This window comes from Collinsella sp. AF08-23, from assembly GCF_003479805.1.
GTDB lineage: Bacteria > Actinomycetota > Coriobacteriia > Coriobacteriales > Coriobacteriaceae > Collinsella.
Genome location: NZ_QUHV01000015.1, coordinates 1 through 26,814 on the forward strand (window position 1 = coordinate 1; position 26,814 = coordinate 26,814).

The following is a 26,814-nucleotide window of genomic DNA, read 5'->3' on the forward strand; positions in this document are numbered from 1 at the left end:
GAGCATTTCCCAGTTGACAAAACTATAGGAACACCCCCCGTTCTCAAAATCCGAACTGAGGGATGGTGTTGACGCGTACGTTCCCGCGTTGGCGTCCATCGGAGTATTAGCTTGTTCCAGCATCGCAGCCATGTCTGCCTGGGCGAGCGCCTGGCCAGCCAACGCCGAGGCGAGCTGCTCGCGCATGCGAGCGGTCTGGTATGCGCCAACCCCCGCCGGGAACGATCCCAGCGAGCATGATGCGATGAGCAATCCAACGACAACTTTGCGGAACAAAAAGTGACCTCCCCTGCGGGAATGTTCGGAACGCAGATGTCTCAACCTTAACAAACTTTTTGACCCCCGTTAAGCTACATTTTCCTTTCTTTTGCTGTATTGCTAACCCCTACTCACAGATGGGTATTTCCGCCGCAGCTCATTTGGTGACCCACTGGATACGGTAAAACCGACACGGGGGATTGCTCCATATCTGTTACATGATTTGTCGTATATTCCGCGCAGCAAAAGGGCGGCCGCATGGCAGCGGCCGCCCCCTCCTCGCATCAATCTCGATAGGCAACGGGTCTACCGGGCGTCGCGCTCGGCGCGATCGACCATGTGCTCGGCGAAATCGTTCCTATACAGGTTATCGCCCTTGAGCTGGCCCCAACCGGCCTCGTTCACCATGCTTGCGTCGAGCGGCACGCCGTAGGCCTCCTCTACCGCTGCGCGATCGAACACATAGCAATCGTGCTCGTTCACTTCGTCGCTCTCCGAAACAGTCACCTGGATCTTTTGCGCATCGGGCACAGCGCAAAACAGAGCCGTCACGTTATATGCAAGCGCGAGGTCGATCGAATCGCCATCGAAGTAATCCGGAACGCGAACGTAGTCGAAGCGCAGGACGCCGTTGCCGCGCGTCACATCCAAATTCGCAGCCCACTCCCCCATTGGCAAGTTGAAGATGAGCGTGTTGAGGGTGTCCACGTCGTTCATACTCGCATCCGACTGCGCCAGGACATCGTTGCTGGAGGAACCCACCACTGCGCGCACCAGCTCGTCAGCCGGCTCGCCATCGAAGTAAACGGGGCCGTTTGGATCCACGTACACGCCTTCATCACTCGGAATCGCCGGCGTTGCCGTACCGCTGCCGCTCGCCACCTGGTCGTTCCCACCGCTGCCCTGAGGATCGATCGACTCGTCCTGAGCGCTCGTATAGTGCTCAAGCGAGCTGATGCCCGCCATCATGTTGCAGCCCATGATGCCGATGGCGAAAAAGATCAAGATGCCCACCACCGAGAGAAGCACCAGAGGCCACACGCGGCGGCGTTCCACCGGCTGCTCGGGCTGCGGGTGCAAAGTCGCCGCGGGCGGCTCCGCGACGGGCGTAGGGCCGCCAGGACGAGTCGCGCCGGGCTCGACGGCCGCAGCGGCGCCCAGAGGAATCGTTGCGGCTGCTCCCAAGGGCGTCGTCGCCGCAGCCGACGCGCCCTCGGAGGAAACCGCAGCCGTGCTGGCGGCCTCACCCACACGCGCAGTATCTTCATCTTCGTTAGTGCCCGTCTGTGCGGCAGTCGCGACGTCACCATTCGAGCCGGCGCCCTCGGCCTGACCAAATCCCTCTTCAACAGCCGCAACAGGCACAGATCCCCCATCACTTGCGGCGTCCACATCAGACGGCTCCTCGGCAAACACATCGTCCAGACTCGTAAAGCTCTCCTTGGTGCGGCGAAGCGCCTCGGTCTCATCCACGCCCTCACTCAGCAGGTCTTCGTAACGCGCCACGAGATTGCCGTAGATTTCCTCTTTAAGCTCGATGTTCTCGGCCGTGAGCACCTTGCCTTGAAACAGGTGCTCCACATACATGCGCAACTCGTTCATTATGCGCTCCCTTCCTGCACCAACAAGCGATCAATAATCCGGCGTACATGGACCCAGCGATCCGTCGCCTCGGTCAGCTCCTGCAGCCCCTCGGCGGTCATGCGGTAGTACTTACGACGCGCGCCTTGGGTCTCATTGCCCCAATAGCTCTCTACAAAACCCTGAGACTCAAGTCGCTTGAGGCTCGTGTACAACGAGGGCTCTTTCATCTCATACTCGCCCTTGCTGAGCGTGGCGATGGATTTTAGAATCTCATACCCATAGCTGTCGCCACTCGACAGGATCTTGAGAATGATGGCGTCGATGTTTCCGCGGATCAGGTCACTCACGGCGTCTCGTGTTGCCACATCAGTCACCTCCCTTGAGCTCTTAACCGTGCCCTAAATGTAACACGTAGTACTGTGTGTGTCGAGGTATTTTGTTAGACGGATCTTTGGTCTTGGCTAAATTTCAACATGATCGGTTTTGACAGAACAAGAACATCCATGTGCACGGCAGCATCTTTGAGCAACAATGTGAACGCGTTAATGCCCGCGCTATCTTCGCTGCCAAAGTAGAACTCACCGTTCGGCGTATCCCTTCACGAGCCTAAGCCCCATAAGCAGAGTTGCTGCAAAATTCCCTTAACGTGAATTGCTACATACCACACTTCATTAGTTTTTACAAAATCGCAATTTCTTACCTGCGGTTTCACTGCCAAAATTCTGTACTTTTCTGTGGCATTGTTAGTCACATTTTATTTGAAGGGAATTTTTCAGCACATAGTCGTTTCGACGACATTGGTAAGCGCGCAAACCCTACCGTCCCCCACAGAGCTCTTGAGCCGAGCCCGGCAATGGACTTGCGCCCCATCGCAATATTCGTAGATTCGCACCTAGAGCAGCCGCTTTATGCGAAACGCCATCTTAGGCAAAGTGCAAGTGTGATGTTCATTCAGCGTGATGTTCATTCGACAATGTGGCATTCGCGATCATCTTAAGCTCAAACAAATTTGTTTAAGCCATCTCGTATTGCAGCAGCAACACAACTCCCAAATGGTAACCGAAACTTTGGAAGCCTGTGAGCAGCCTCGCTTACGAGCTCATGCAAAAAACCCGGCTCGCACAGGCGAGCCGGGTTTTCCGAGTCAAAAGGGTTAAGCGAGATATCGCTTAGGCCTCCATGAAGTTGCGCTGAACGGCGGAGTCAACCTTGACGCCAGGGCCCATGGTAGAGGACACGGAGATGCTCTTGACGTACTTGCCCTTGGCGGAAGCCGGCTTGACGCGGAGGATCTCGGTGTAGAGGGCGGCGTAGTTCTCAACGAGCTTCTGCTCATCGAAGGAGACCTTGCCCAGTGGCACGTGGCAGATGCCGTAACGGTCGGCACGATACTCAACGCGGCCGGCCTTGAGCTCAGAGACCATCTTGGCAACGTCCATGGTCACGGTGCCCAGCTTGGGGTTGGGCATGAGACCACGGGGGCCGAGGATCTTACCGATGCGACCAACCTTGGCCATCATCATCGGGGTGGCGATGGCGGCGTCGAAGTTGATCTCACCCTTCTGAATCTGGGCGATGAGCTCGTCGGAACCGATGACATCGGCGCCGGCCTCGGCAGCCTGCTCAGCCTGAGCACCCTCGGCGAACACGGCGACGCGAACGGTCTTGCCGGTGCCGTGGGGCAGGGAGATGGAGCCACGGATGTTCTGATCGGCCTTACGAGTGTCGATGCCCAGACGGAAGTGAGCCTCAACGGTCTCGTCGAACTTGGCGGCGGAAAGCTCCTTGACGAGCTTCACGGCCTCAAGCGGAGAGTAGACGGCGGCGCGATCAACCTTAGCCGCAGCCTCGCGGAACTTCTTGCCATGCTTAGTAGCCATGTCAATACCTCCTGTGGTGCAGACGGGCGAACCCTCCCACATCGTTCACACGCCCCTTTGGCGTGCGAGTTACCTAATAACGAGCGAGCAAATACTTACTCGGCAATGGTGACGCCCATGGAACGGGCGGTACCGGCGACGATCTTCTTGGCCGCATCGATGTCGTTGGCGTTGAGATCGGGCATCTTGATCTCGGCGATCTTGGTGAGCTGCTCATCGGAGAGCTGGCCGACCTTATCGCGCTGGGGAACGGCGGAACCGCCCTTGAGACCGAGCTCCTTCTTAATGAGGTGAGCCGCCGGCGGGGTCTTGCACACGAAGTCGAAGGTACGATCCTCGAAAACGGTGATGACGACCGGGATGATGTCACCCATCTTGTCCTGCGTGGCGGCGTTGAAAGCCTGGCAGAACTGCATGATGTTGACCTGCGCGGCACCAAGGGCGGGGCCCACGGGCGGAGCGGGGTTGGCCTTGCCGGCCGGAATCTGAAGCTTGATGACGGTGGCGATCTTCTTCTCTGCCATGTCACACCTTCCTTGAACGTGGAATATCGAAATCAAATATCGTCAGCGCACGTTCGCTAGAAGCACGGACACCGATGAGCGGTCGGGGCCGAAGCGCTCAAGCGCGGACAAACAAACGGGAATGCTTAGGCAATGACCGTGATCTGGTCGAAGCTAAGCTCAACGGGAGTCTCGCGGCCGAAGATCATGAGCGTTACCTTGACCTTGGCAGACTCAGGCATGACTTCGGAGACCTTACCGTCGAAATCAGAGAGCGGGCCGGAGATGACGCGAACCGAAGACCCGACCTCGATATCGACGACAGCACGCTTGGGCGCAGATGCTCCCTTGTCGGTCTTACGCATCATCTTGTTGTATTCGTCACGGGAAAGCGGGGCGGGCTTGCCGCTGCCGCCGAGAAAACCGGTGACGCCGGGAGTGTTGCGAACACAAGTCCAGGCGTCGTCATCCATCTCCATACGGACGAGCACATAACCGGGGAAGATCTTGACGTCCTTCTCATCGCGCTTGCCGCCCTCTTTAAGTTCGGTGACACGCTCGGTGGGAATCTGAATGTCGAAGATACGATCCTGCATGCCCATGGTCTCGATACGATGCTCAAGATCGGATTTGACACGGTTCTCGTACCCAGAGTAGGTATGTACGACGTACCAGCGCTTGGACATCTGCTTACCCCCTCAAGCCGGCGAAGAGCACGAGGCCCTCACTGATGACAAGATCGAGAACGGCAATCGATACGCCAACGACAATCAGTGAGGCGCAAACGGCGACGGTGTAGTTGACGAGCTCGTTCTTGGTAGGCCACACAACGCGCTTCATCTCGGAACGAACAGAGGCCATGTATGCCTTGCCGCGGGCAATGAGGCCAGGCTTCTTGTCTGACTTCTTCGCCTTCGCAGGCGTCTTGGTGCTCTTCTTGTTGGCCATAATGGCTTACCTCCGCGCAATGCGCCTATACATTGAAAACCGTAAGCCTCGCGAGGAGGCTTACGGATTAAAGACTGGCACGCCAGGAAGGACTCGAACCCTCAACAGACGGTTTTGGAGACCGTTGCTCTACCAATTGAACTACTGGCGTGTATGCGAAAGAGACTAGCGAGTCTCCTTGTGCAGCGTATGCTTCTTGCACCAAGGGCAATACTTCTTAATCTCCATGCGATCAGGCATGTTTGCCTTGTTCTTGGTGGTCGTGTAATTACGACGCTTGCACTCGGTGCAAGCCAGGGTAACCATAGTGCGCATGTATCTAAACCTCCATGTACTGCCCCGTTGCGGGCACGGTCGCTAACAATACCATCATCTTGGTAATGCTGTCAATCCCATTGGTATTACCGCGTCTATTCTGCAAATGAGATTCACAACTCTTATACAAAAGGCCGTGAAAAGCAGCACAGACGTGAGAATACCCAACACCTTTGGCGCGTTAGGTACGAGACTGGCAGAAAAAAGACCCGGCACCAAATGCGGCGCCGGGTCCCTTAAATACGCCTAGATCAGCGAGTGTAGGTTACTCGATGATGGTGGAGACGATACCAGAACCCACGGTGTGACCACCCTCGCGGATAGCGAAGCGCAGGCCCTCCTCCATGGCGATCGGGTGAATGAGCTCGCCGGTAATGGTGATGTGGTCACCAGGCATAGCCATCTCGGTGCCCTCAGGCAGCTTCACGGTACCAGTCACGTCGGTGGTACGGAAGTAGAACTGGGGACGATAACCATCGAAGAACGGGGTGTGACGGCCACCCTCGTCCTTGGTCAGGACGTAGATCTCGCCAGTGAACTTGGTGTGAGGGGTAACGGAACCCGGCTTGCAGAGAACCTGGCCGCGCTCGATCTCCTCACGCTTGATGCCGCGGAGCAGCAGGCCGACGTTGTCGCCAGCCTCGCAGAAGTCCATGGACTTGCGGAACATCTCGATGCCGGTGCAGACCGTGGACTTGGTCTCCTTGATGCCGACGATCTCAACGTTCTCGTTGAGCTTGAGCTCACCGCGCTCGACACGACCGGTAGCGACGGTACCACGACCGGAGATGGTCATGACGTCCTCAACGGCCATCAGGAACGGCTTCTCGTTGTCGCGCTCAGGCGTCGGGATGTACTCGTCAACAGCCTTCATGAGCTCGCGGACGGAATCCATCCACTTCTCCTCGCCGTTGAGGGCGCCGAGAGCGGAACCGCGGATGATCGGCAGGTCGTCTCCCGGGAACTCGTACTCGGAGAGGAGGTCACGGGTCTCCATCTCGACGAGGTCAATGAGCTCCTCGTCGTCGACCATGTCGCACTTGTTCAGGAACACGACGATGTAAGGAACGCCGACCTGACGGGCGAGCAGGATGTGCTCGCGGGTCTGGGCCATCGGGCCGTCGGTAGCGGCGATAACGAGGATAGCGCCGTCCATCTGGGCAGCACCGGAAATCATGTTCTTGACGTAGTCGGCGTGGCCGGGGCAGTCAACGTGAGCGTAGTGACGAGTGGCGGTCTCGTACTCAACGTGGGAAACGGAGATCGTAATGCCGCGCTCGCGCTCCTCGGGAGCCTTGTCGATGTTCTCGAAGGCGGTGAAGTCGGCCTTGCAGCCCTCGGTCTCAGACAGAGTCTTGGTGATGGCAGCGGTCAGGGTCGTCTTACCGTGGTCAACGTGACCGATGGTGCCGATGTTAACATGCGGCTTAGTGCGCTCAAACTTTTCCTTGGCCATGAAGCCCTCCTTCTGGAAAAGGTTGCCCCCTTTTGGAGCAAGTCCCTACTTAACTTAAGCGGCCCCCTCGTTTCCTCGGAAGCCGCCCTAGTTACCTGGTAGCGGTGACTGGATTCGAACCAGTGACAACACGGGTATGAACCGTGCGCTCTGACCAACTGAGCTACACCGCCAGATGGAGCCTGCAACCAGACTTGAACTGGTGACCTCTTCGTTACCAACGAAGTGCTCTACCGACTGAGCTATACAGGCCTGACTGGTGGGGATGATAGGACTCGAACCTATGAACCCAGAGGGAGCGGATTTACAGTCCGCCGCAGTTGCCGCTGTGCCACATCCCCAGTCTGTCAAACTCAACCACGGTCCTTGGTTTCCCTCGTTGCGTGCTCGAGCGAATGGAATAATAAAACGTGAAAACCGGCCATGTCAACAATAGCTTTTATATACACGTGTCCGGGCGTATCGCATTGCAGGTCAATGGCCATATTCTTGATGTGTTGGACCTGTGATTGCCACTCTCTCAGCTCATGTGCACGCATGTTCCGTGCAAGCACTTTAGGAGGATGCAGCGCTGGGGCGTGATGTCCGTACAGATCTGTGCTCGGCTCGATAGGATCCCGTGCTCGGCCGAATCCCGTGCTCGGTAGGATCTCGTGCTCGGTGTGAGAAAACGTTGGTTTGAAATGACCCTGGTATTTCAAACCCATGATAAATCACATTACCAGGCCCTTTTATGTGAGGAATCCGCAGTTTGAAATGTCCCAGCTGTTTCAAACTGCGGATTCCTCACACTGCGCGCAAGCAACCGGGTTCGATTCCAGCCCGTCATAGCAGAAAGCCCGGCACCGCAAATGGCACCGGACTTCTCACCTCAATGGAGCCAGCGACAGGAATCGCCGGACGGCTAGCGCCGCCCTCCTTCCGCTGCGGGCCTCACGGCCCTTGCGCGCTGCGCTGGCCAACGCTTCGCATTGCCTCAGCTCCGCGCCCGCAACCGGGTTCGATTCCGGCCCGTCATAGCAGAAAGCCCGGCACCGCAAATGGCACCGGACTTCTCACCTCAATGGAGCCAGCGACAGGAATCGAACCCGCAACCCACTGATTACAAATCAGTTGCTCTACCGTTGAGCCACGCTGGCACGCTTGGCACGTTCGTACATGCGAAGCCGTTTTAGGATAGCCGAGCTCTACCTGCCGCGCAAGGACTTAAGTTTGGCGAGGGACTCGGGGCTGAGCCTGCTGCCAAGCGTGAGCTTTATGTCCACATGCTCCTCACGTGCGCGCTCGAAGTCGCGCTGCATATCGCCAATCTCTTCAACGAGCATACGGGCGGAAATACGCGTGACGCCATGCCCCATGACCGTGGCCTGGATCATGGCGTCACTGGTAACCACCGAGCATGCCCTCCCCTCCTCGCGCGCTTTTGTGCACAAGTTTTGGATGACCGTATCGGCTGTGACGCCCGTGGGGGAGAATTCGATTCGCACGCCTCCCTGGGGTAGATTCGGCCGCTCGGGAGACACGTTGCCCGCGGCGTCGAACACCACGACTGCCTCGTACTGGCGGCCTGCAAATGCGGCGACATCGTTGATGAGCGCCTCACGGGCACGGTCGTAGAGATCTGTGGAGTACGGATGGTCACCACGATCGAACATGAGGCCCTCGTATTTGGGCGTGGCATGAATTACGTTGTAGCCGTCGACGACGAGCAGCTCCTTTTTGCCCGAGCGCACACCGCGCGGAGGGACTACGGGGCCCGCCGTGTTGGTGGCATTGAGCCCGGCGAACGCGTTCCCCACGCCGTAGGTGCTGGCATCGACAATGGGCTTTGCAGAACCCTCGCCAAAGCGTTTGGCCTTTGACTTTTGGCGGTTCTTTTTGGTCATGTCCTACTCCCCCGCATTCCGTGCCGCGCAGCGCATTGTACGTGGCAGTGCCGTGAATTTGATGTGCATGACCTCTTACTCCCCCATCGCCGGTGCATCCACCAACGTCGTGCGATTGCGACGCAGCCATTCAAAGCACAAAGCCGTGGCGGCCTGGGCCACATTGAGGCTCTCGGTTTGACCGAGTTGGGGGAGCTTAGTGGTGAAGTCGCACGTGTCGAGGACCAGACGCGAGATGCCATCGCCCTCCGATCCCATAACGAGCGCCACGCGGCCCTCGAATGGCGCATCCCAGCACACATCGGTGGCATGCTCGGTGGCACCACCGACCCAAAAGCCAGCGGATTTGAGGTCTTCGAGCGCGCGGGCTATGTTGGGAACCTGCGCGATCGGCAGGTGCATGATCGCGCCAGCCGACGTCTTGTAGGTGGCGACTGTCACCTCGGCAGCGCGTTTGTTGGGGATGACGACGCCAGAGGCACCCACGACCTCGGCGGAACGCACGATGGCGCCGAAATTACCGGCATCGGTCACATGGTCGAGCACCACAACGAGCGCCGGACGGTCGGCGGGGGCGGCGGCGATGATATCGGAAAGGTCCGCGTAGGGGAACCTGCCCACCTCGAACACGATACCCTGATGCGCCCCGTGACTGGAGATGGCGTCAAGCTGTGCGCGGGGGACGCTCTTGACGTTCACGCCTGCCTCGCCAAGGCCCGCGAGCAACTCACGGATAGCCGGTTCGCCCTCCACTCCCTGGGCGATGAGGACACGCTTGATGGGAAAACCCGTGCGCAGCGCCTCGAATGCCGCGCGACGGCCCTCGATGTAATTCCCCTCTGCAACATGGACGTCGCGGCGTCGAGGAGCCGTCTGGGATTGCGTGGTTCGCTGGACATCGCGGGACTGCTGGCCGCGGGCCCTGACGGGACGTTGCTGCCCCGCGGACTTCTGATCGCGACTACGCGGCGTCTTGGAGCGGCTCTCATTGACGCGCTTCGGTTTGCCCTGATAGTCTCCGCCCCTTTGCGGGCGCTTCCCCTGTGCCATCTCGGCCCCCTTCGCTATGAATCATTCAGCGACATTGTCACATCCCGGCGTGCAAAACTGCACCCATCCCCAATTTACACACGAGCGCCGCACCCGGGATCGGATGCGGCGCCCGACGAGTGAACGGCAAGACGGCGTGCCCAAATCCTCGCTTCCTAGGGTGCCCCAGATTGCCCCGAAGGAGGAGGGAGGACGCCTTAGGGCGCCGACCGACGAGTGAGGGGCAAGGTGGGGTGCCCGCCAAATCCTCGGTTCCTGAGGTGCGTCGTATTGCCGTGAAAGAGAAGGGCGTACGCCTGGTGTGCGGCGCCCGACGAGTGAACGGCAAGACGGCGTGCCCAAATCCTCGCTTCCTAGGGTGCCCCAGATTGCCCCGAAGGAGGAGGGAGGACGCCTTAGGGCGCCGACCGACGAGTGAGGGGCAAGGTGGGGTGCCCTAGGAAGCGAGGTGTTTGATGCGGGAGCCGGAGGCGGTATCCTCTATCGCCAGCCCCATGTCGCGCAGCTGGTCACGGATGGCGTCAGCGGTGCCCCAGTCCTTCGCGGCGCGAGCGGCGGCGCGGGCCTCGAGGATCTTCTCGGCGGCTTCGTCAATATCGTCTCCCGTATAGCCCGTAAGGCCAGCGGCCACGCCAAGCAGGCCAACCGGAAGCGGCTCCTCGATCACGGGAAGCTCGACGCCCAGCTGCGCGAGCGCGCCGGAGATCACGGCAGCGCACACGCGGGAGGCGTCCTCGTCAACAGCACCAGCCGCCTGCTCAAGGTACTTGTTCGCCTCGGTCACGAGCTGGAAGTACGCGGCGACGGCCCCGGCCGTGTTGAAGTCGTCGTCCATGCAGGCCTCGTAATCGGCTGCAGCCTTGCTCATGGCGGCGGTCAGGGCCTCGGCGAGCTCGGCATTCGGCTCACCCTCGGCATGGTCGGCAGCCCACTTGAGGTTGCGGACCGTGCCCGCGATACGCGCGAGCGAGTTCTCGGCGCCCTCGAGGCGCTCCCAGGAGAAGTCGAGCGGGCTGCGGTAGTGGGTCTGCAGCATGAGCAGGCGCAGGGCCGCAGCGGAGTGCTTCTCGAGCACCTCGGCCAGCGTGAAGAAGTTGCCCAGGCTCTTGCTCATTTTCTCGCCGTCAACGAGCAGCATACCCGTGTGCATCCAGGTGTTGGCAAAACCCTCGTGCCAGGCGCAGGTGGCCTGAGCGCACTCGTTCTCATGGTGCGGGAAGGCGAGGTCGGAGCCGCCGCCGTGGATATCGATCGGGGTGCCCAGATAGCGGTGGACCATCGCGGCGCACTCGGTGTGCCACCCGGGACGGCCCTCGCCCCAGGGGCTCTTCCAGCTGGGCTCGCCGGGCTTGGCGGCCTTCCACAAGGCGAAGTCGAGCGGATCGCGTTTGTCCTCATTCTCTTCGATGCGGGCGCCGACCATGAGGTCATCGATGTTGCGGCCGGACACCTCGCCATACGCGGGATCGCTGCGGACGGAGAAGTACACGTCGCCGTTGTCGGCCGCATAGGCGTGGCCGCCCTCGATGAGCGTCTTGATCATGCCAATCATCGCGCCGATTTCCTTGGTGGCGCGGGGGCGCACGTCGGGGTCGAGCACGTTGGCGGCGCGCATGACACCGATGAACTTGTCCGAGAACTCAGTCGCGACCTCCTCGGCCGTGCGGCCCTGCTCGTTGGCGCGGTTGATGATCTTATCGTCGACGTCCGTGAGGTTCTGGGCGAACGTGACCTCGTAGCCACTCGCGATGAGCCAGCGGCGAATCACGTCGAAGCTGATGAACGTGCGGGCGTTGCCGATGTGGATGTTGTCGTAGACAGTGGGGCCGCACACGTACATGCGGACCTTGCCCTCCTCGATGGGGCGGAACTCTTCTTTTTGATGGGTGGCGCTGTTGTAGATCTTCATAAGCAACTCCTCCTGGGTCGCTCGGGGGCGTTTCATCCGGCGCTCGGACAGTCCTGCGCAAGACGCAGAGTCCGCTGGACTCTGCTTTGCGTGCGGAACTCGCGGCGGATGAAACGCCCCCCGAGCGACCTTGGAACCGTATACGTGACAGTCTATACGAGCGGGTGACCTTGCAGAAGCGGGGAGTTCCGCTCCGCCGGGTATAGGTCCGCTCAGGATGCAAAGCAAGATGGCGAATCGCCCAAGGGCAATCATTTTAGATACATCGCTCCAGCAGGCAGACGGACCAGGCACCGATGCCTTCGCCTTTGCCTTCCCAGCCGAGCTTTTCGGTAGTGGTGGCCTTGACGCCGATGTTCTCTACCGAACAGCCGATGGCGCGAGCGAGGTTCTCGCGCATAGCCTCGCGGTGCGGGCCGATTTTGGGTTCTTGGCAGGCGATGGTGCAGTCGGCATCTACGAGCTCATATCCGAGCTGCCGCGCATACTCCATCACCTTGGAAAGTAGCGTCAAAGAGTCCGCGCCCTCATACGCCGGGTCGGTATCGGGGAATAGCTTACCGATATCCCCTCCACGGCAGGCTCCCAAGATAGCGTCAGACAGGGCGTGGGCAAGCACGTCGGCATCGCTGTGCCCGAGCAGCCCCTTGCTGTGCGGGATATCCACACCGCCGATAATGCAGCGGCGGCCCTCAACCAACCGATGCACATCATATCCATGCCCAATGCGCAGATTCGATGCCATGCGACCCCCTGTTCCAACTGTGTGCACGGGCTAAGCATATACCCTGCAACGCTCTTTTCGCCCCATAGCGCGGAATTGACTGGCCACTGGGCACCTTCTCGGACATCTTCTCGAGCTTTTTCGTATCGTTTTCGGAAAAGCCCGAATAGACCGCGTTTTCAAGCAACGCCGAGCTGCGCTTTTGTCTTGGAAACAGAAGCTCTACTCGAAGGAATCGAAATCCAGTACGAAAAACCTCAAGATGCGTTCCCGAATGCGGCACTCAACGCTAAGGAAGCACCTGCATCACGATGGTCAGCCTTGAAGCCGGGCGTGCAGGGCGGCCTCCACTGGGGCAAGGTCCTCGGGCAGCGTCACCTTGAGGTTGTCGCGAGGAGCCTTGAAGCCGCGCACACGGCCGCCCATGCCCTCGACCAAGGACGAATCATCAGTGCCCACAAAGCCCGTGCGATCGGCCCACTCATACGCGCGGCGCAGGGAATCGGCCCAGAACACCTGCGGGGTCTGGACCGTCCAGAATTGAGCGCGAGGAGGAGTTTCGACAAAACACCCTCCTGCATCGATGACCTTGAGGGTATCGACCGCGGGCTGGCCGCACACGACGGCATCGAGTGCATGAAGGTCATCGGAGGCAGATATGGAGCTAATCGATGCGTCCTCGCACCGAGTCGGACTGGGCGCATCACCATGGAGTGCGCAGTCTGCTCCAAGCTCGCGTTTGCCAGAAACGTTCCCACCCGGGTCGCCGAATGCTGGGGCCTGATCGGCGGATACCAGCGCGTCGATCGCCGCATCGATCGTCTCCGGGAGGATCAACGGGCGGGCGGCATCGTGCACCAAAACGATATCGCAGCCTGTGGGAACAGAGTCCAAACCGTTACGCGTGGAATCTTGCCGCTCAGCGCCAGAGGGCGCGAATGCGATGGGCGTCGCGAATCCGAACGGCGCGACGGCCGCCCGATGCATCTCGTCCGTCTTCTCGGGTGGGCATACCACGACGATGCGCTCGACCCGGCTTGCGGCATCGAACGCCTCGAGCGTCCAGGTGATCAGCGGCTTTCCCGCCACATCAATCAACAGCTTGCCGCCCGGGTTTCCAAACCGCGTGCCGGACCCGCCGGCGACGATGATGGCGCAGCCGCGGGCGCGCGTATTTGTATCCATGCATCCCCCTACATGCAAAGCGGCGCAAAGCCGCGCCGCCTCGTCCAAGGTATCGTGTTACGGTTCGCGCTTTCCGCCATGCATGCGCGCGAGCGAGTCCGCGAGAATGGCAGGGTTGTTCACGCCAAAACTTCCCAGGCGATCGGGGTCCTTCTTGATGTCGTCCATGAGGTCCTGCAGCGAGCCGTACTCGTCCACGATCCGCTCCGCAACGCCATCGCGAACAACCGAGACACGAGAAAGCGTACGCAGCCCCAGCGGCGACATAACGGAATCCTCGTCGAGGTCCTCGTACCCCAGAGCGGCGGCGACTTTGCTGGGGCTCGTAAGGTCCTGGGCCGACATGTCGGAGAACATCACGCGGATCCGCTCGCTGTTCTCCTCGGAAGCATCGGCGGCGTAGTCGCGGATCATCAGGTTGTATTCGGTCTCCATGCTTGCGCCGGCGAGCTGCTCGAGCTGCATCTGCACGAGCTTGCCCTGGTTGCCGAGCTTGGTGATGCAGCTTTGGAGCTCGACCTTCGCTTGCTCCATGATCTCGAAGCTGGAGAAGATGCTCGTGATGTCAGCGAGGGTGACGTAGTCGTCCAACTCGAGGGCGGTCAAGCGGAGCAGCGCACGGTCGAGCGAGGAGCGCGTGGTCTGGAGCGTGGACACGAGCTGATTGACCGAGCTCATGATCTCGGTGACGGGCTGAATCTGGTAGGAGCGGCCGTCAACGTACACATTCACCACGCCGCGGCGCTCGGAGACCGAGATGACCGTAGCGTTGGTGAGCACGCTCATGCGTGCGGCGGTACGATGACGCATGCCCGTCTCACTCGTGGCGAGCGACGGATCGGGATTGAGGTGAAAGTTGGCGCGCAGGATCTTGTTGAGCCCACCGTCGATGACGATGGCACCGTCCATCTTGGAAAGCTCGAACAGGCGGTTGCTCGTGAAGGAGATGTTGAGCGGGAACCCATCGTTGCCGGCGGCGAGGACGGCCTCAGTGTCGCCCACGCAGATAAGGGCGCCGATGTGACCCGCGATGATCATGTCGAGCGCGGTGCGCAGCGGCTGACCGGGCGCAGTGAGGCGTACGGCCTCCTTCATGCGATCTTCTGTGCTCTTCTGTTCCACGACGAACCTCCTCGATTACACGCTTGTCCCATTGTCGCATGAATCGCGCAGTGTCCGAAGGATTTGCAGAAAAGCTACTCAGCGCGAAAAACTGGACCCGTGCGCCTTTGGGGAACACCCCTTTGGCACACGGGTCCAAATCGCATCCTTGCGTTTACTGCGCGCCCGCGCCGACGCTGGTGAGGCCACCGGCGCTATTGGTCTTGCGCGGAGCACTCGTGGCGCGACGCGGAGCGGAAGGTCCAAAACCGGCACCCAACGCGCCAACCGCACGGGGTGCGGGGATCTCGCCCGTCGTATGGCTGAACACGAACTTGCCATCCGCCACATCGCAGAGCACCGTGTCACCGGCATTCCACTCCCCCGCCAGCAGCTCCTCGGAGAGCGGATCCTCAATCAGCCGCTGGATGGCGCGGCGCAGCGGACGGGCCCCGTTGGACAGATCGGTACCCTCGCGCACGATCTTGTCGAGCGCCTCGTCGGTGAGCACGATGTTCATGCCGTTGGCAATCAGACGTTCGCGCAGGTCGGCAACGAGCAGCTCGGCGATGCGCGTCAGGCTCTCGCCCTGCAGCTTTTGGAATACCACGATGTCGTCCACGCGATTGATGAACTCAGGCCGGAACAAACGCTTGAGCTCGCCCATCGCCCGGCTCTTGATCTCGTTGGCGGTGAGACCGGCCTCGCCCGTGGTGCCAAAGCCCACGCTCGCGTCCTGCGCGATCTCGCGTGCGCCGACGTTGCTCGTCATGATGACGACCGTATTGCGGAAGTCCACCGTCTTGCCCTGGCTATCGGTGAGGCGTCCCTCATCGAGCACCTGCAGCAGTATGTTGAAGATGTCCGGGTGCGCCTTCTCGATCTCGTCGAACAGGACGACCGAGTACGGGCTGCGGCGGACTGCCTTGGTGAGTTGGCCGCCCTCCTCGTGGCCCACATAGCCGGGAGGCGAACCGATGAGCTTGGAGACCTCGTACTGGCTGCCGAACTCGGACATATCGAAGCTGATGAGTGCATCCTTGCTGCCGAACAGATATTCGGCGAGCGTCTTGGCGAGCTCGGTCTTGCCCGTGCCCGTGGGGCCGAGGAAGATGAACGAGCCGCCCGGGCGGCGGGGGTCCTTGAGCGGGCTGCGACTGCGGCGAATGGCCTTTGCGACGGCGGCAACGGCCTCGTCCTGGCCGATGATGCGCGTCTTGAGGGCGCTCTCGCACGCAAGCAGGCGACGACTCTCGTCCTCGGTGAGCGACGAGACGGGAACGCCCGAAGTCACGGACACGATGTCGGCGATCTGCGGCACATCGATGACGATGGGGCTCGCGTCGAGCTCCGCAGTCCAAGCGGCGCGGGCCTCGCCCAGGGCAATCTCAGCAGCCTGCATTCGCTCCTTGAGCTCTGCGGCCTTGTTCATGTCGTCGGCAGCGGTCGCCTCATCCATGCCCGCCCTGAGCTCGGCAACGCGCGCCTCCGCCTCGCGAACCGCCTCGGGGGCCTTGTTGCGGGCAATGCGCGCGCGGGCGCCGGCCTCGTCCATGAGGTCAATCGCCTTATCGGGCAGGAAGCGGTCTTGGACGTAGCGGTTAGACAGGCTCGCGGCCGCCTCGAGCGCCGCGGTCGTGTACCGAACATGATGATGCTCTTCGTATTTGGGGGCGAGTTTGGCGAGAATCGCCACCGTGTCCTCGACGCTCGGCTCATCCACATCAATCGCCTGGAAACGGCGCTCGAAAGCAGGATCCTTGGCGAGGTACTTGCGGAACTCCTCGGCCGTGGTAGCACCGATGATCTGGAAGGCGCCGCGGGCGAGCACAGGCTTGAGCATGGAGCTTGCGTCGATGGAGCCCTCCGCCGAACCCGCGCCGATGAGCGTGTACATCTCATCGATGAACAGGATGATGTCGTCCGCCTCGGTTGCCTCGGCGATCACGTTCTTAAGGCGCTCCTCGAACTCACCGCGATACTTGGCGCCGGCGACGAGCCCGGGCAGGTCGAGCGTCCAGACGTTCTGGTTCATAAGGTTCTCGGGCACGTTGCCCGCCGCGATCTCCTGTGCCAGCCCCTCGACGATCGCGGTCTTGCCCACGCCCGGATCACCCAGAATGAGCGGGTTGTTTTTGGTTCGGCGGGACAAGATCTCCATCATGCGGGAGATCTCCTTTTCGCGCCCGATGACCGGATCGAGCTTGCCGGCGCGCGCTTCCTCGGTGAGGTTGGTCCCGAACTGCTTGAGCGTGCTTTCGGTCTTGCCGCCCGCCTGCCCCTGCGCTCCTCCGCCAAAAAACGGCAGCCCCGCGCCCGGGCGACCGGAACCGGCGCCCGCAAGGGGGCGCTGTTTGCCTTGGTCGTTTGACGTGAGCTTTTCCACAGCGGTGCGCACACTCGCGGCGGAAACGCCCAAACGGCGCAAGATGTCCATCGCGACGCCGTCGCCCTCGCTCACAATGGCGAGCAGCAGGTGCTCCGTGGAAACATAGGTCTGGTTGTTCTCGCGCGCCAGGCGGAAGCTCTTTTCCATAACCGAGATCACAAGCGGCGTGAACGCGAGCTTGGCATCCTCGGTCTCCTGCTCATCCGCCTTCGAACTGCGGATTTCCTTAAGCTGCTCCAGGACGTCATCGTACGTGATCTCGAGGTCGCGCAGGGCCTCGGCGGCAATGCCCTCTTGCTCCTTGGCGAGCGCGAGCAGCAGGTGCTCGGTGCCGACCTTGGTGGTCTTGAGGGACTTGGCCTCCTCTTTCGCAAGTGACATGACCTTGCGTGCGCGGTCGGTGAATCGATCCAACATGCGTGTACCTCTTACGTGCTATCTCAGACGTATTAGTTTTGGTCTGTACCCTTTAAGGTTCACCATCATACCCGATAGCAGCTCAATCGTTGAAGTGACACACACGGACGCAACGCGCTTCGTAACGAAACCTCAAGATCAACGGGGGGCGAGCCCATTTGCGCGAGCACCGTTCCTTTTGGAGCCGCGCAACATGACGCCAAACGAATCAACGCCTCCGGTAGCCCGTGGGCTTACCGGAGGCGCGATGATGAAGTTGGTAGGGACGTCCTCTTCTGTTGCAACTGGAATACGTCCCCAACTGAAAATCCGCGCTACGCGGCGAGGCGCTTGAGCACGTCGACGAGCAACGTGTAGAAGCGCTCGGAGGAGGCGAGCTCCATGCTCTCGTCGGGCGTGTGGACGTCCTTGAGGGTTGGGCCCACGGCAATGGCGTCCAGCCCGTCGAGGGCCTCGGCGAACAGACCGCACTCAAGGCCGGCATGGATGGACTCGATGCGCAGCTCGGTGCCGAACAACGTGCGGTAGCTCTCGAGGAAAACGTCGCGCACGGGCGAGTGCTCGGCATAGCTCCAGCCCGGATACTCGTACTCGAACTTGGCGTCGAAGCCCAGAACGTCGGCGAGCGTCTGCAGGCGGTCCTTGAACTCCTCCTGCAGGGAAGTGATGGAGGAACGCGGGGACAGCAGAATCGTGGCCTCGTCGTCGGAAGTGGCGACCACGCCGATGTTGGAAGAAACGTCCACGGCACCGCCCGCCGCGAGGTTGCGGCGCATCACGCCGTTGGGCGCGAGGCGAAGGGTGCGCACGAAGGCGAGCGCCGTGTCCTCGTTGATGGCCTCGACCTCGGCGTCGTCGGCGATGGCGAGGGCGCAGGAGAAGCCGGGGTCGTAGACCTCGAGCTCCGCGGAGACGGCATCGGCGATGCTCCGGGCAAGTTCGGCGCCCGCCTCGGCGGCGGCGTGATCTTTGTAGACAAGGACCGCCTTGCATTCGCGGTTGATGGCGTTGTCCTTGGTACCGCCGTTGAAGCTCACGAGGGCGGGTTCGCCGGCAGCCATGAGGCGCTCGACGATGCGGGCCATGATGAGGTTGCCGTTGCCGCGCTCAAGGTGGATATCAGCACCGGAGTGACCGCCCAACAGGCCGGAGATCTCGAGCGTGAGGGTGCTGCCGGACTTGTGCTCGCGCGTGATGGGACGGGTGTAGGTGACCACGACGCCGCCGGCGCAGCTCACGGTGGCAACGCCCTCCTCCTCGGAGTCGAGGTTGATCATGATGCGAGCGTCGATCTGGGACTTGTCGAGGGTCTCGGCGCCCACGAGGCCGGACTCCTCATCGGTGGTAAAGACGCACTCAAGTGCCGGATGGGCAAGCGCATCATCATCGAGCACGGTGAGCATGAGGGCGACGGCGATACCGTTGTCGGCACCGAGCGTGGTGCCGTTAGCAGTAAGGATGCCGTCTTTGACAACCAGGTCGATGCCGTCCTTCTCGAAATCGTGCTCGACGGACCCGAGCTTGTCGCACACCATATCGATGTGGCCCTGCAGCATTACGGCGGGTTTGTCCTCGGCGCCTGCGGAGGCGGGCTTCTTGATAATCACGTTATATACGTCGTCCTGGTACACCCATAGGTCGCGGTCTTTGGCGAACGCCACCAGGTAATCGCTGATGCCCTTCTCATTGCCGGAGCCGCGCGGGATAGCGCTGATCTCCTCGAAGTAATGGAATAGCTTGGCTGGTTCGTAACCGGTGATCTTGTAGTCCATGGTGCCTCCTTGGAACAACGTCAGTGAATACTTCACATACGGTTTTGTATATTCCCAAAGATCAACGCGCCAAACCAGCACGCGCCCGCAGACGCTTCCGTGATGTCGCTAGACGGCGGCAGCGGAATCTCCTCGCGTACGTTGAAACCCCTGATTCCTCACAGTTTTAGGCCGTTTTCTGTGAGAAATCGACGGTATCAATGTTCCGACAGCCGCATGGGACGACCGCGCGCCAAAGGGGGACGTGCCCCTTTAGCGCGCTTTGGCGTGCATGTGCCACGATGAACGGACTACGTACGTGGATTGCGCGACTCGATGAGGTATACAACGAGTGCGCTCAAGACAAGCACGATTGCAATCGCTGCAAATAAAATGAGGTAGTTGACGTTCATCCACGGCTGGTCACTCGTATACACAATTGAGCCAAATTCCCCCGGTAACATCGCTCGCATCGAAGCCTGCGCCTGGACAATCGGAGCGATGGAATCCAATACGAGAGGATTGAAGATGATGACACCTCCGGGCAGCGTGATGACGCCGACTACTGACGTATACCACATGAGCAATGCATGCAGTAAAGGTGCCGCAACTGCAGGCAACGCATGCGGCCATGGATTACGGCGAGCACGTGCTGAGACGATTTGCACGATAAGAAAGACTGTCGCCACCAGGACGACCTCCATGTTGAACATAAGCATGTCGAAGGTCCGCAGATTCACCATGTACCAGGGCAGCCAGCCTCCCGGGGGTTTGCTGCCAACCCGGTACGCCAAGTGCGCGGCGAGCACCACGGCAAGCGCTACGAGCATCAGGGCGAAAAACCTCACGACGACGAGCGCCGTAGGCAGCCGCGGACACTCGGGCGCGACGCCGTCACAAAACGCGTTGATCGCCGCATCGAAGGACGACACGCTGGCGGTGCCCAGCAGCATTTCGACTGGATCGCCGCCCGAGGACTCGCACTCCGCCAGCATGAGCAGATTGTCGTGCAAGATGCCCTCGCGTTGAGCCGTGGTGAGGCCACGGCGGGTGAGCTCGGTCCGGATGCGCCGAATCGCGTTTTGCGCCGACTTGGATGCCAAGGCGCACTCGAGCTTTGCATTGCGCACACGCAGGGTGATGATGGTCTCACGCATGGGTCTTCCCCGCCTTCTCCTCGATACTCTCGCTCATTTCGAATGTTGGCCTGGACACGCTGCCGAGCGCTTTCCCAGCTGCGCTGCCGGGCTCCTCCCCCAGTACGCTCTCCACCACGTCGGACAGCTTCGCGAACTCCTCGGCGAACGCGTCGATCTCCGCCGCGCCCTCGGGCGTGATGCGGTAGTACTTGCGACGCGGGCCCATCTCGGACTCGCGGTACGTCGAGGAGATGAAGCCCTTCTTTTCCAGGCGCATGAGCAGCGGGTACAGAGTGCCCTCGGCAATACCCGAAAGCCCGCACGATGCAAGTGTGCCCACAAGCTCGTACCCGTAGGTCTCCCCTCGCCCGACAAGCGCCAGCACGCACCCCTCGAGCACGCCTTTCAACATCTGCGATGAGGTCATGGAGTGCCATCCTTCCCTTCGCTCCCGTATGTGCGAGGCATTCCAAACAACCGCTCGTACACCTCTCGCGCGCCCCCGCTCTCCGCATCGAGTGCAGCACGAATGAGCGAGCCGTCTTTGATGGCCAGCATGGTATCGCAGAGTTCGTCGAGGTTGGACAGAATATGCGATGAGAGTAAGATGCTCATTCCCTGCAACGCCAAGCGCTTCATGATGTACGTATTGAGCGCCACGTTACCAGGGTCCAATGCGTTCATGGGCTCGTCAAGCACCAGATAACGAACACCCGTACAGTACGCCACCGCAAGCGCCAACTGCTGCTTCATGCCCGAGGAATACGCGCGGACGGGCTTGTTGAGATAACCCGTAAGACCGCACAGCTCGATGAGCTTGCGCGTGTCCACCTTATCGGGCCACAGTGCTGCGGCGAGCTTGATATGGTCCGCCGCCGAAAGGTTGGGGTACAGCAGTCCTGCATCGCAGGGAACGTACAGCACCAGCCTGCGAAACGCCGCTTGCGCCGATGCAATGCCGTTGGCATGCACGCTTCCCGCACGTCGCGTCCCGCTCAACGCCACCATGGCCTCGAGCAACGTCGTCTTGCCCTTGCCATTCGGCGCTATGAGTCCCGTGATCGTGCCCGGGGGCAGCTCGCATGAGGCGTTGTCAATCACCACATGGGTTCCGTATGATAACAAGACTCCCTGGACGACCATGCCGCTACCGGACGAAGCGGGGCGGTGGGCATCCTTGCGAGCAAGCGCCCGGCCTCGCACAGCGACAGCGCCAAAGGCAATTGCAAGGGCCACGAACGCCCACCCCAACAGTACGACAGCCGCCAATCCAAGCGTAAGGCGCTCGTCGTTCAGCTGAACCTGATTGGGCCAATAGTTCGCACGACCCGCCACGTCCATAAAGTCGTTCAAATATGAAAGCGGATTGTATGGCGCGATTACCTCGAGCATGGCAGATTCATTATTCACGCTTTCGACGCCGGGGAGCGACCCCATCGCCATATACGCCTCGACCATCGGCCAAGCCAGGAGCAAGCAAACCGTCACAGGGGCGACAAACAAGATTCGCCTCGGCACGACACGGGCTATCGCATGAGTGAGAAGCGTGGAAAACATGGCCGCTAGAAGCAGCATTAGTAGGGCACGGGGAACAATTTCTCCCACCGACCATTCGCGCACCGCTGTCTGGGCCTCGCCCAACACATTCACTACTGGATAACTCGCCTCGCCGAAACCATTGACGAGCATGGGGATAATGAACGAGGGAAGGGCGATAAGGATGATTGCGCCTACCGAGAGCACCGAGAGCACAAGGATCTGACCCGCCATCGCGGTAAAGCACCCCAAGGGAGCTTGAGCGAGCAGGCATCTGCCACTCACCGAGCGGTTGAGCAGTACCGCCAGCACAACCGAAGGCAACACCCACATGAGCAGGGGAAGCGAGCTGTATGCCGCAGCGAAATAGAACAACGCAGGAGCCTCGCGGTACGTTTCGAATATGCGCGAGTCTTCTTGCTGGGAGAGCAGGGTGAAGAACTGGTATTCCGACTCGAGACTCTTCTCGGTGGGGCCGATCAGATTGCCCGCCCTGAATGATTCGAGGTCACTCGCGAGAAGTTGGGCGCGTAGACGGGCGTACTCCGCCGGATCATCGGTCAGGCTCGCCCGCGTCATGAGGCTCAGTTCCTCTTTCATCTGCTCGCGGAACTCGGGCGGAGCGGAGTCGTACGCACCTTCCTCAATGCTCTTGCGCCTCTCTCGCAACGCGGTATCGAGCTGCTCCGCTCCCAGGAAGTAGCCCATCGTGTCGTCGCCTTTGATAAACGGAGCCGCCAACATGAGTTGGCACACCAGGATAACCAACCACAAAACAGGATTCTTCACCATGACTTTTACCAATGCCTGCATGTAACGCAACATGTGCACCACCGCCTTGAGCCGCTCTTCCGCAAAGCTACTTTGCCTTACTAGGTAGCAGCTACATAGTAACGCTAAGTAGCTTATGGCGGGCGCGAAACCGTTCACCGCTCGGCAGACGGCGAAGCGTATGGTCCGTTACCTGATACACTTATGCTATACGTATAGCGTCAGGAGGAGCCATGGAAGCGACAATGCAAATGAACACACGCCTAGCACGCTCGATAAAAGTCGGAGGCGACGCGGTCTTGAGCCAGTGCGGCTATAGCCCCAGCCAGGCCGTTCGGGCGCTTTGGACATATCTATGTGACCACCAGGATGTGCCCCCGTTTATGAAGGAGGCCGAGGCATGCGATATAGACGCAGACCGACAAAGGAAGCTATCTCTCATCCATGACGGCGCCGGCTTGGCAATCAGGGCCGCACGACAACACGGCTACACGGGTCCCACCGGCGACCTGTTAGGGGAAAAGACCTGGCATCAGCTGCGCGACGAGATGTACGACGACATGATCGGCGAGATGGAGGCCCGATGCGTGTATCCGGCAAAAACCTCAGCCTGATAATCGACACCAACGTGTGGATCGACTACTTCATGCGAAGCGAAGTCGACGCAGGCGCATCAGAGCGCTTGCTCGAGGCCGCCATCTTGAGCGAGACGACCCTGCTCGTTTGCCCCACCACCCTAAAGGACGTGTTCTACATCCTGCCGAGGCGATTTCGACAGCAGGATATGCGTGAGGGCAAAGCGGGCCCATCATACGAACCCGTCGCATGGGCATGCGTCGAGCGCATCCTTGAGCTCGCCACGCCAACGCCCCTCGGTCTTTTTGAATGCACCATGGCGCGGTCTCTGCGAGATAAGTTCGGAGACCTGGAGGACAATCTGGTTCTCGCATCGGGCGAATCCGCGCAAGCGGATTACATCGTCACGCGCGATGCCCCGCTGCTGCAACGCTTCCCCGAGGCATGCATCACCCCCGACCGAGCACTGGAGCTCATTTCATAGCGAAAGGCCGCTCGAGCAGCTCGAACGGCCTTTCACAAAATGGTGCAGTTGGGGTACGTCCCCAACTGCACCATTTCGTGCGAAAGAGGAGGGCGCACACCTTGCGTGCGGCGCCCGACGATTGAACCCGAAGGCGGGGTGCCCCGTGCGAAGCTAGGGTTTTCCAAGTGCCCGATATTGACGCGAAAGCGGGGGCGCGTACACCTTAGGGTGGCGCGCCCCCGCTTGAACGGCAAGATCGGGTGCCTGGGAAAGCCTAGTACAGCTTGGCGCCGGCGGGGATGCTGTCATCCACGATCAGCACGTTGAGGCGCTCGGGGGTCTCGTCGCCCTCTACCTCGGCATGGACAGCGGAGATGATCATGCCGCAGCTCGGGATGCCCATCATCTTGCGCGGGGGCAGGTTGGTGATGGCGATGAGCGTCTTGCCGATCAGGTCCTCCGGCTCGTAGTAGTCGTGGATGCCGGACAGGATAGTGCGGTCGGTGCCGGTACCGTCGTCCAGGGTGAAGTTCAGCAGCTTCTTGGACTTGGGCACGGCGACGCAGTCCTTGACCTTCACGGCGCGGAAGTCGCTCTTGGCGAAGGTGTCGAAGTCGACGAAGTCCTCGAACAGCGGCTCGACGACCACCTTGGAGTAGTCGACCGTGGGCTTCATGGGTGTGAGGAACGGACTCGCGGCGCCCGCGGCCTCGGCCATCTGGGCGGCCTTGGCGGCAGCGGCGCCGGACTTGGAGCCCTTCTCGGGCTTCATGTGCGGGAACAGCAGGACGTCGCGGATGGACGTGGAGTTGGTAAGCAGCATGACCACGCGGTCGATGCCGATGCCGATGCCGCCCGCCGGGGGCATACCGTACTCGAGGGCGCGCACGTAATCCTCGTCGTACTCCATGGCCTCATCGTCGCCTCCGGCCTTCTCCTCCATCTGCGCGGCGAAGCGCTCGGCCTGATCGACCGGGTCGTTGAGCTCGGAGAACGCGTTGGCGTACTCGTGCGCGGCGATGAACAGCTCGAAGCGGTGCGTGAGACGCGGGTCGTCCTCGTGGCGCTTGGCCAGCGGGGACACCTCGACCGGGTAATCCACGACGAAGGTCGGGTTGATGAGGATGGCCTCGCCCAGCTCGTCGAAGAGCTCGGCGATGAGCTTACCGGCGGTCCACTCGGGCTTGTACTCGATGTCGTGCTCGTCGCAGGCGGCACGGAGCTCCTCGACGGGAGTGTCGATGGTGACCTCGCGGCCGAGGACCTCGGACACGACGTCGGTCATGGGGCGAGACGGCCACGGGGAGAACAAATCGATGGCCTGGCCCTGGTAGTCGATCATGCCCTCGAGGCCGATGGCGCGCGCGGCGGCCTTGATGACGCCCTCGGCGAGCTCCTTCATGCCCTCGAGATCGGAGTAGGCGCGGTAGGCCTCCATGGTGGTGAACTCAGGGTTGTGGGTGAGGTCCATGCCCTCGTTGCGGAAGATGCGGCCGATCTCGAACACGCGCTCGTAGCCGCCCACGAGCAGGCGCTTGAGGTGCAGCTCGGTGGCAATACGCAGGTAGTTCTCCTGGTTGAGCGCGTTGAAGTGCGTGATGAACGGCTTGGCGGTGGCGCCGCCTTGGATGGACTGCAGGATGGGGGTCTCGACCTCCATGTAGCCGTTGTCCTCCATGTAGCGACGGAACGCGGAGACGATGGCGGAGCGCTTGCGGAAGGTCTCGCGCACACCCTCGTTCACGATGAGGTCGACATAACGCTGGCGATACCTGGTTTCCTTGTCGGAGAGACCGTGGAACTTCTCGGGCAGCGGACGCACGGCCTTGGAGAGCAGCTGCGCCGTGCGCGGGGCGACGGAGAGCTCGCCGCGCTTGGTGCGGGTCACCTGGCCGGTCGCCTGGACGATATCGCCGAGGTCGAGCTCCTTCAGCACCTCCCAGGACTCCTCCTCCACATCGTTCACGCGGCAGAAAAGCTGGATATCGGCGGAGGGGTCGCGCACGACGATGAACATGATCTTGCCCTGGCCGCGCTTGGCGACCACGCGGCCGCCAATGGTGACGACCTCGGGAGCAAACTCCTCATTGGCAAGCCCCTCGTAGCGCTCGAGCAAATCGGCCGCGTGGTCGGTCACGCTGGAGTGCTCGGGATAGGGGTTCTTGCCGGCGGCGTACAGGGCGGCGCGGTCGGCGAGACGGCGGGCTCGCTCGTCATTCAGCGTGTTGACGGCCTCGGTGGCAACGAGGTTCTCGGCCATGCGAACAGCTCCTCTCATACGACGGAATCGGGTCCGTCGGACAGTGATGGTCAACGGGAGACGCGGACATCGTCCCCGCCATAAGCAACGTAAACGAAAACCGCCCCCCAGCGCCATGAGGCGCCAGGGAGCGGAACGAGCGCTAGGGTTCTACCGGAAATACGGAGCGCGAACCCTAGCGCGTGATCTTGGCGATGGTGAAAACGCGCTTCTTGCCAGATGCAAGCACGACCTCAACGCTCTCGCCCTCGGCATGACCGATGATGGCACGGCCGACCGGAGACTCGTTGGAAATCTTGTGCTCAAGCACGTTGGTCTCGGTGGTACCGACGATGGTGAAGTCGGAGACCTCGCCGTCGCCGTCAATCAGCGTCACGATGCTGCCAATGGAGACGATCGCATTGGAGCCGGCGACGGCGTCCTGAGCGTTGGCGAGTGTGGCGCGAATCTCGGCGATACGGGCGGCGTTGCGGGCCTGGTCTTCCTTGGCCGCATCGTACTCGGCATTCTCGGAAAGGTCGCCGAACGCACGGGCCTCTTTGATGTGCTCGACGATCTCCTTGGCCTTCTCACCCTCGAGATAGGCGAGCTCCTCTTCGAGCTTCTTGCGGCCTTCGGCGGTCAGTACGATCTGGCTTGCATCCATGCGTCGAACTCCTCTTCTTATTGTGCAGAATAACAGCAAAGCGACCGGTGAACCCAAAGCGGGT

The 26,814-nt window shown here is 60.9% G+C and carries 24 protein-coding genes and 5 tRNA genes; 2 read left to right on the forward strand and 27 right to left on the reverse strand.

The annotated features are described in order from the left end of the window. The 25 genes from DWV48_RS09420 to DWV48_RS08155 all read right to left on the reverse strand — a co-directional run. Window positions 1–186: hypothetical protein (locus DWV48_RS09420; RefSeq protein WP_233546241.1), on the reverse strand; the 186-nt coding region annotated here is incomplete at its 3' end. 378 nt (window positions 187–564) lie between these two features. Beyond that, window positions 565–1,860, reverse strand: coding sequence for a hypothetical protein (locus DWV48_RS08035; RefSeq protein WP_118654298.1), 1,296 nt, complete (start codon window positions 1,858–1,860; stop codon window positions 565–567). Continuing rightward, the gene (locus DWV48_RS08040; RefSeq protein WP_118654299.1) at window positions 1,860–2,207 is read right to left on the reverse strand and encodes a PadR family transcriptional regulator; all 348 of its coding nucleotides are present in this window, start codon (window positions 2,205–2,207) and stop codon (window positions 1,860–1,862) included. Before DWV48_RS08040 ends, DWV48_RS08035 begins: the two co-directional genes overlap by 1 nt. An 804-nt stretch (window positions 2,208–3,011) precedes the next feature. Further along, window positions 3,012–3,722, reverse strand: a complete 711-nt coding sequence (rplA, locus tag DWV48_RS08045) for a 50S ribosomal protein L1 (RefSeq protein ID WP_118654341.1) — start codon at window positions 3,720–3,722, stop codon at window positions 3,012–3,014. Between the two features lie 95 nt (window positions 3,723–3,817). Continuing rightward, window positions 3,818–4,246, reverse strand: a complete 429-nt coding sequence (rplK, locus tag DWV48_RS08050) for a 50S ribosomal protein L11 (RefSeq protein WP_118654300.1) — start codon at window positions 4,244–4,246, stop codon at window positions 3,818–3,820. Between the two features lie 125 nt (window positions 4,247–4,371). Continuing rightward, entirely contained in the window at window positions 4,372–4,911 is a 540-nt protein-coding gene (gene nusG / locus DWV48_RS08055) for a transcription termination/antitermination protein NusG (protein WP_118654301.1), read from the reverse strand. 4 nt (window positions 4,912–4,915) lie between these two features. After that, complete coding sequence (gene secE / locus DWV48_RS08060; protein WP_118654302.1) at window positions 4,916–5,173, reverse strand: preprotein translocase subunit SecE; 258 nt, start codon at window positions 5,171–5,173, stop codon at window positions 4,916–4,918. 75 nt (window positions 5,174–5,248) lie between these two features. Beyond that, a tRNA-Trp gene (locus DWV48_RS08065) sits at window positions 5,249–5,324 on the reverse strand. Window positions 5,325–5,338: 14 nt separating this feature from the next. Continuing rightward, window positions 5,339–5,488, reverse strand: a complete 150-nt coding sequence (rpmG, locus tag DWV48_RS08070; RefSeq protein WP_006720939.1) for a 50S ribosomal protein L33 — start codon at window positions 5,486–5,488, stop codon at window positions 5,339–5,341. A gap of 265 nt (window positions 5,489–5,753) precedes the next feature. After that, entirely contained in the window at window positions 5,754–6,944 is a 1,191-nt protein-coding gene (tuf, locus tag DWV48_RS08075; protein ID WP_118654303.1) for an elongation factor Tu, read from the reverse strand. Between the two features lie 96 nt (window positions 6,945–7,040). Then, window positions 7,041–7,117: transfer RNA gene (locus DWV48_RS08080), tRNA-Met, on the reverse strand. A gap of 3 nt (window positions 7,118–7,120) precedes the next feature. Beyond that, a tRNA-Thr gene (locus DWV48_RS08085) sits at window positions 7,121–7,196 on the reverse strand. A 5-nt stretch (window positions 7,197–7,201) separates the two neighbouring features. Further along, window positions 7,202–7,285 (reverse strand) — tRNA-Tyr (locus DWV48_RS08090). Window positions 7,286–8,008: 723 nt separating this feature from the next. After that, a tRNA-Thr gene (locus tag DWV48_RS08100) sits at window positions 8,009–8,083 on the reverse strand. A gap of 48 nt (window positions 8,084–8,131) precedes the next feature. After that, window positions 8,132–8,830 carry an NYN domain-containing protein gene (locus tag DWV48_RS08105; RefSeq protein ID WP_118654305.1) on the reverse strand — a complete coding sequence of 233 codons (699 nt, stop codon included), beginning with the start codon at window positions 8,828–8,830 and terminating at the stop codon, window positions 8,132–8,134. A gap of 75 nt (window positions 8,831–8,905) precedes the next feature. Further along, window positions 8,906–9,880, reverse strand: coding sequence for a 23S rRNA (guanosine(2251)-2'-O)-methyltransferase RlmB (gene rlmB / locus DWV48_RS08110; protein WP_118654306.1), 975 nt, complete (start codon window positions 9,878–9,880; stop codon window positions 8,906–8,908). 436 nt (window positions 9,881–10,316) lie between these two features. Beyond that, window positions 10,317–11,789 (reverse strand): cysteine--tRNA ligase, encoded by a 1,473-nt coding sequence (gene cysS / locus DWV48_RS08115; RefSeq protein ID WP_118654307.1) that lies wholly within the window; start codon window positions 11,787–11,789, stop codon window positions 10,317–10,319. A gap of 256 nt (window positions 11,790–12,045) precedes the next feature. Further along, the gene (ispF, locus tag DWV48_RS08120) at window positions 12,046–12,534 is read right to left on the reverse strand and encodes a 2-C-methyl-D-erythritol 2,4-cyclodiphosphate synthase (RefSeq protein ID WP_118654308.1); all 489 of its coding nucleotides are present in this window, start codon (window positions 12,532–12,534) and stop codon (window positions 12,046–12,048) included. A 294-nt stretch (window positions 12,535–12,828) separates the two neighbouring features. Then, a complete protein-coding gene (locus DWV48_RS08125) occupies window positions 12,829–13,698 on the reverse strand; it encodes a 2-C-methyl-D-erythritol 4-phosphate cytidylyltransferase (protein WP_118654309.1) in 870 nt (289 codons plus the stop codon). A gap of 57 nt (window positions 13,699–13,755) precedes the next feature. Continuing rightward, entirely contained in the window at window positions 13,756–14,820 is a 1,065-nt protein-coding gene (gene disA / locus DWV48_RS08130) for a DNA integrity scanning diadenylate cyclase DisA (protein ID WP_118654310.1), read from the reverse strand. A gap of 154 nt (window positions 14,821–14,974) precedes the next feature. Beyond that, the gene (locus DWV48_RS08135; RefSeq protein WP_118654311.1) at window positions 14,975–17,605 is read right to left on the reverse strand and encodes an ATP-dependent Clp protease ATP-binding subunit; all 2,631 of its coding nucleotides are present in this window, start codon (window positions 17,603–17,605) and stop codon (window positions 14,975–14,977) included. Window positions 17,606–17,919: 314 nt separating this feature from the next. After that, window positions 17,920–19,377, reverse strand: a complete 1,458-nt coding sequence (locus DWV48_RS08140; RefSeq protein ID WP_118654312.1) for an aminoacyl-histidine dipeptidase — start codon at window positions 19,375–19,377, stop codon at window positions 17,920–17,922. Window positions 19,378–19,667: 290 nt separating this feature from the next. Then, window positions 19,668–20,513, reverse strand: coding sequence for a hypothetical protein (locus tag DWV48_RS08145; protein WP_118654313.1), 846 nt, complete (start codon window positions 20,511–20,513; stop codon window positions 19,668–19,670). Next, window positions 20,506–20,922, reverse strand: coding sequence for a PadR family transcriptional regulator (locus DWV48_RS08150; protein WP_118654314.1), 417 nt, complete (start codon window positions 20,920–20,922; stop codon window positions 20,506–20,508). Before DWV48_RS08150 ends, DWV48_RS08145 begins: the two co-directional genes overlap by 8 nt. Next, window positions 20,919–22,856 carry an ATP-binding cassette domain-containing protein gene (locus DWV48_RS08155; RefSeq protein WP_118654315.1) on the reverse strand — a complete coding sequence of 646 codons (1,938 nt, stop codon included), beginning with the start codon at window positions 22,854–22,856 and terminating at the stop codon, window positions 20,919–20,921. The genes DWV48_RS08150 and DWV48_RS08155 overlap by 4 nt, the downstream gene beginning before the upstream one ends. A 179-nt stretch (window positions 22,857–23,035) precedes the next feature. Here DWV48_RS08155 and DWV48_RS08160 point away from each other — a divergent pair, with 179 nt between their 5' ends. Beyond that, window positions 23,036–23,416: a hypothetical protein gene (locus tag DWV48_RS08160; protein WP_118654316.1), complete on the forward strand. Its 381-nt coding sequence runs from the start codon at window positions 23,036–23,038 to the stop codon at window positions 23,414–23,416. Then, window positions 23,386–23,862, forward strand: a complete 477-nt coding sequence (locus tag DWV48_RS08165) for a PIN domain-containing protein (protein ID WP_118654317.1) — start codon at window positions 23,386–23,388, stop codon at window positions 23,860–23,862. The genes DWV48_RS08160 and DWV48_RS08165 overlap by 31 nt, the downstream gene beginning before the upstream one ends. Before the next feature lie 256 nt (window positions 23,863–24,118). Here DWV48_RS08165 and lysS read toward each other — a convergent pair whose 3' ends face one another. Both lysS and greA read right to left on the reverse strand, forming a co-directional pair. Next, a complete protein-coding gene (gene lysS, locus DWV48_RS08170) occupies window positions 24,119–26,104 on the reverse strand; it encodes a lysine--tRNA ligase (protein WP_118654318.1) in 1,986 nt (661 codons plus the stop codon). A 175-nt stretch (window positions 26,105–26,279) separates the two neighbouring features. Further along, on the reverse strand, window positions 26,280–26,750 hold the full coding sequence (gene greA / locus DWV48_RS08175) for a transcription elongation factor GreA (RefSeq protein WP_118654319.1): 471 nt from the start codon (window positions 26,748–26,750) through the stop codon (window positions 26,280–26,282). Between the last annotated feature and the right edge of the window lie 64 nt (window positions 26,751–26,814).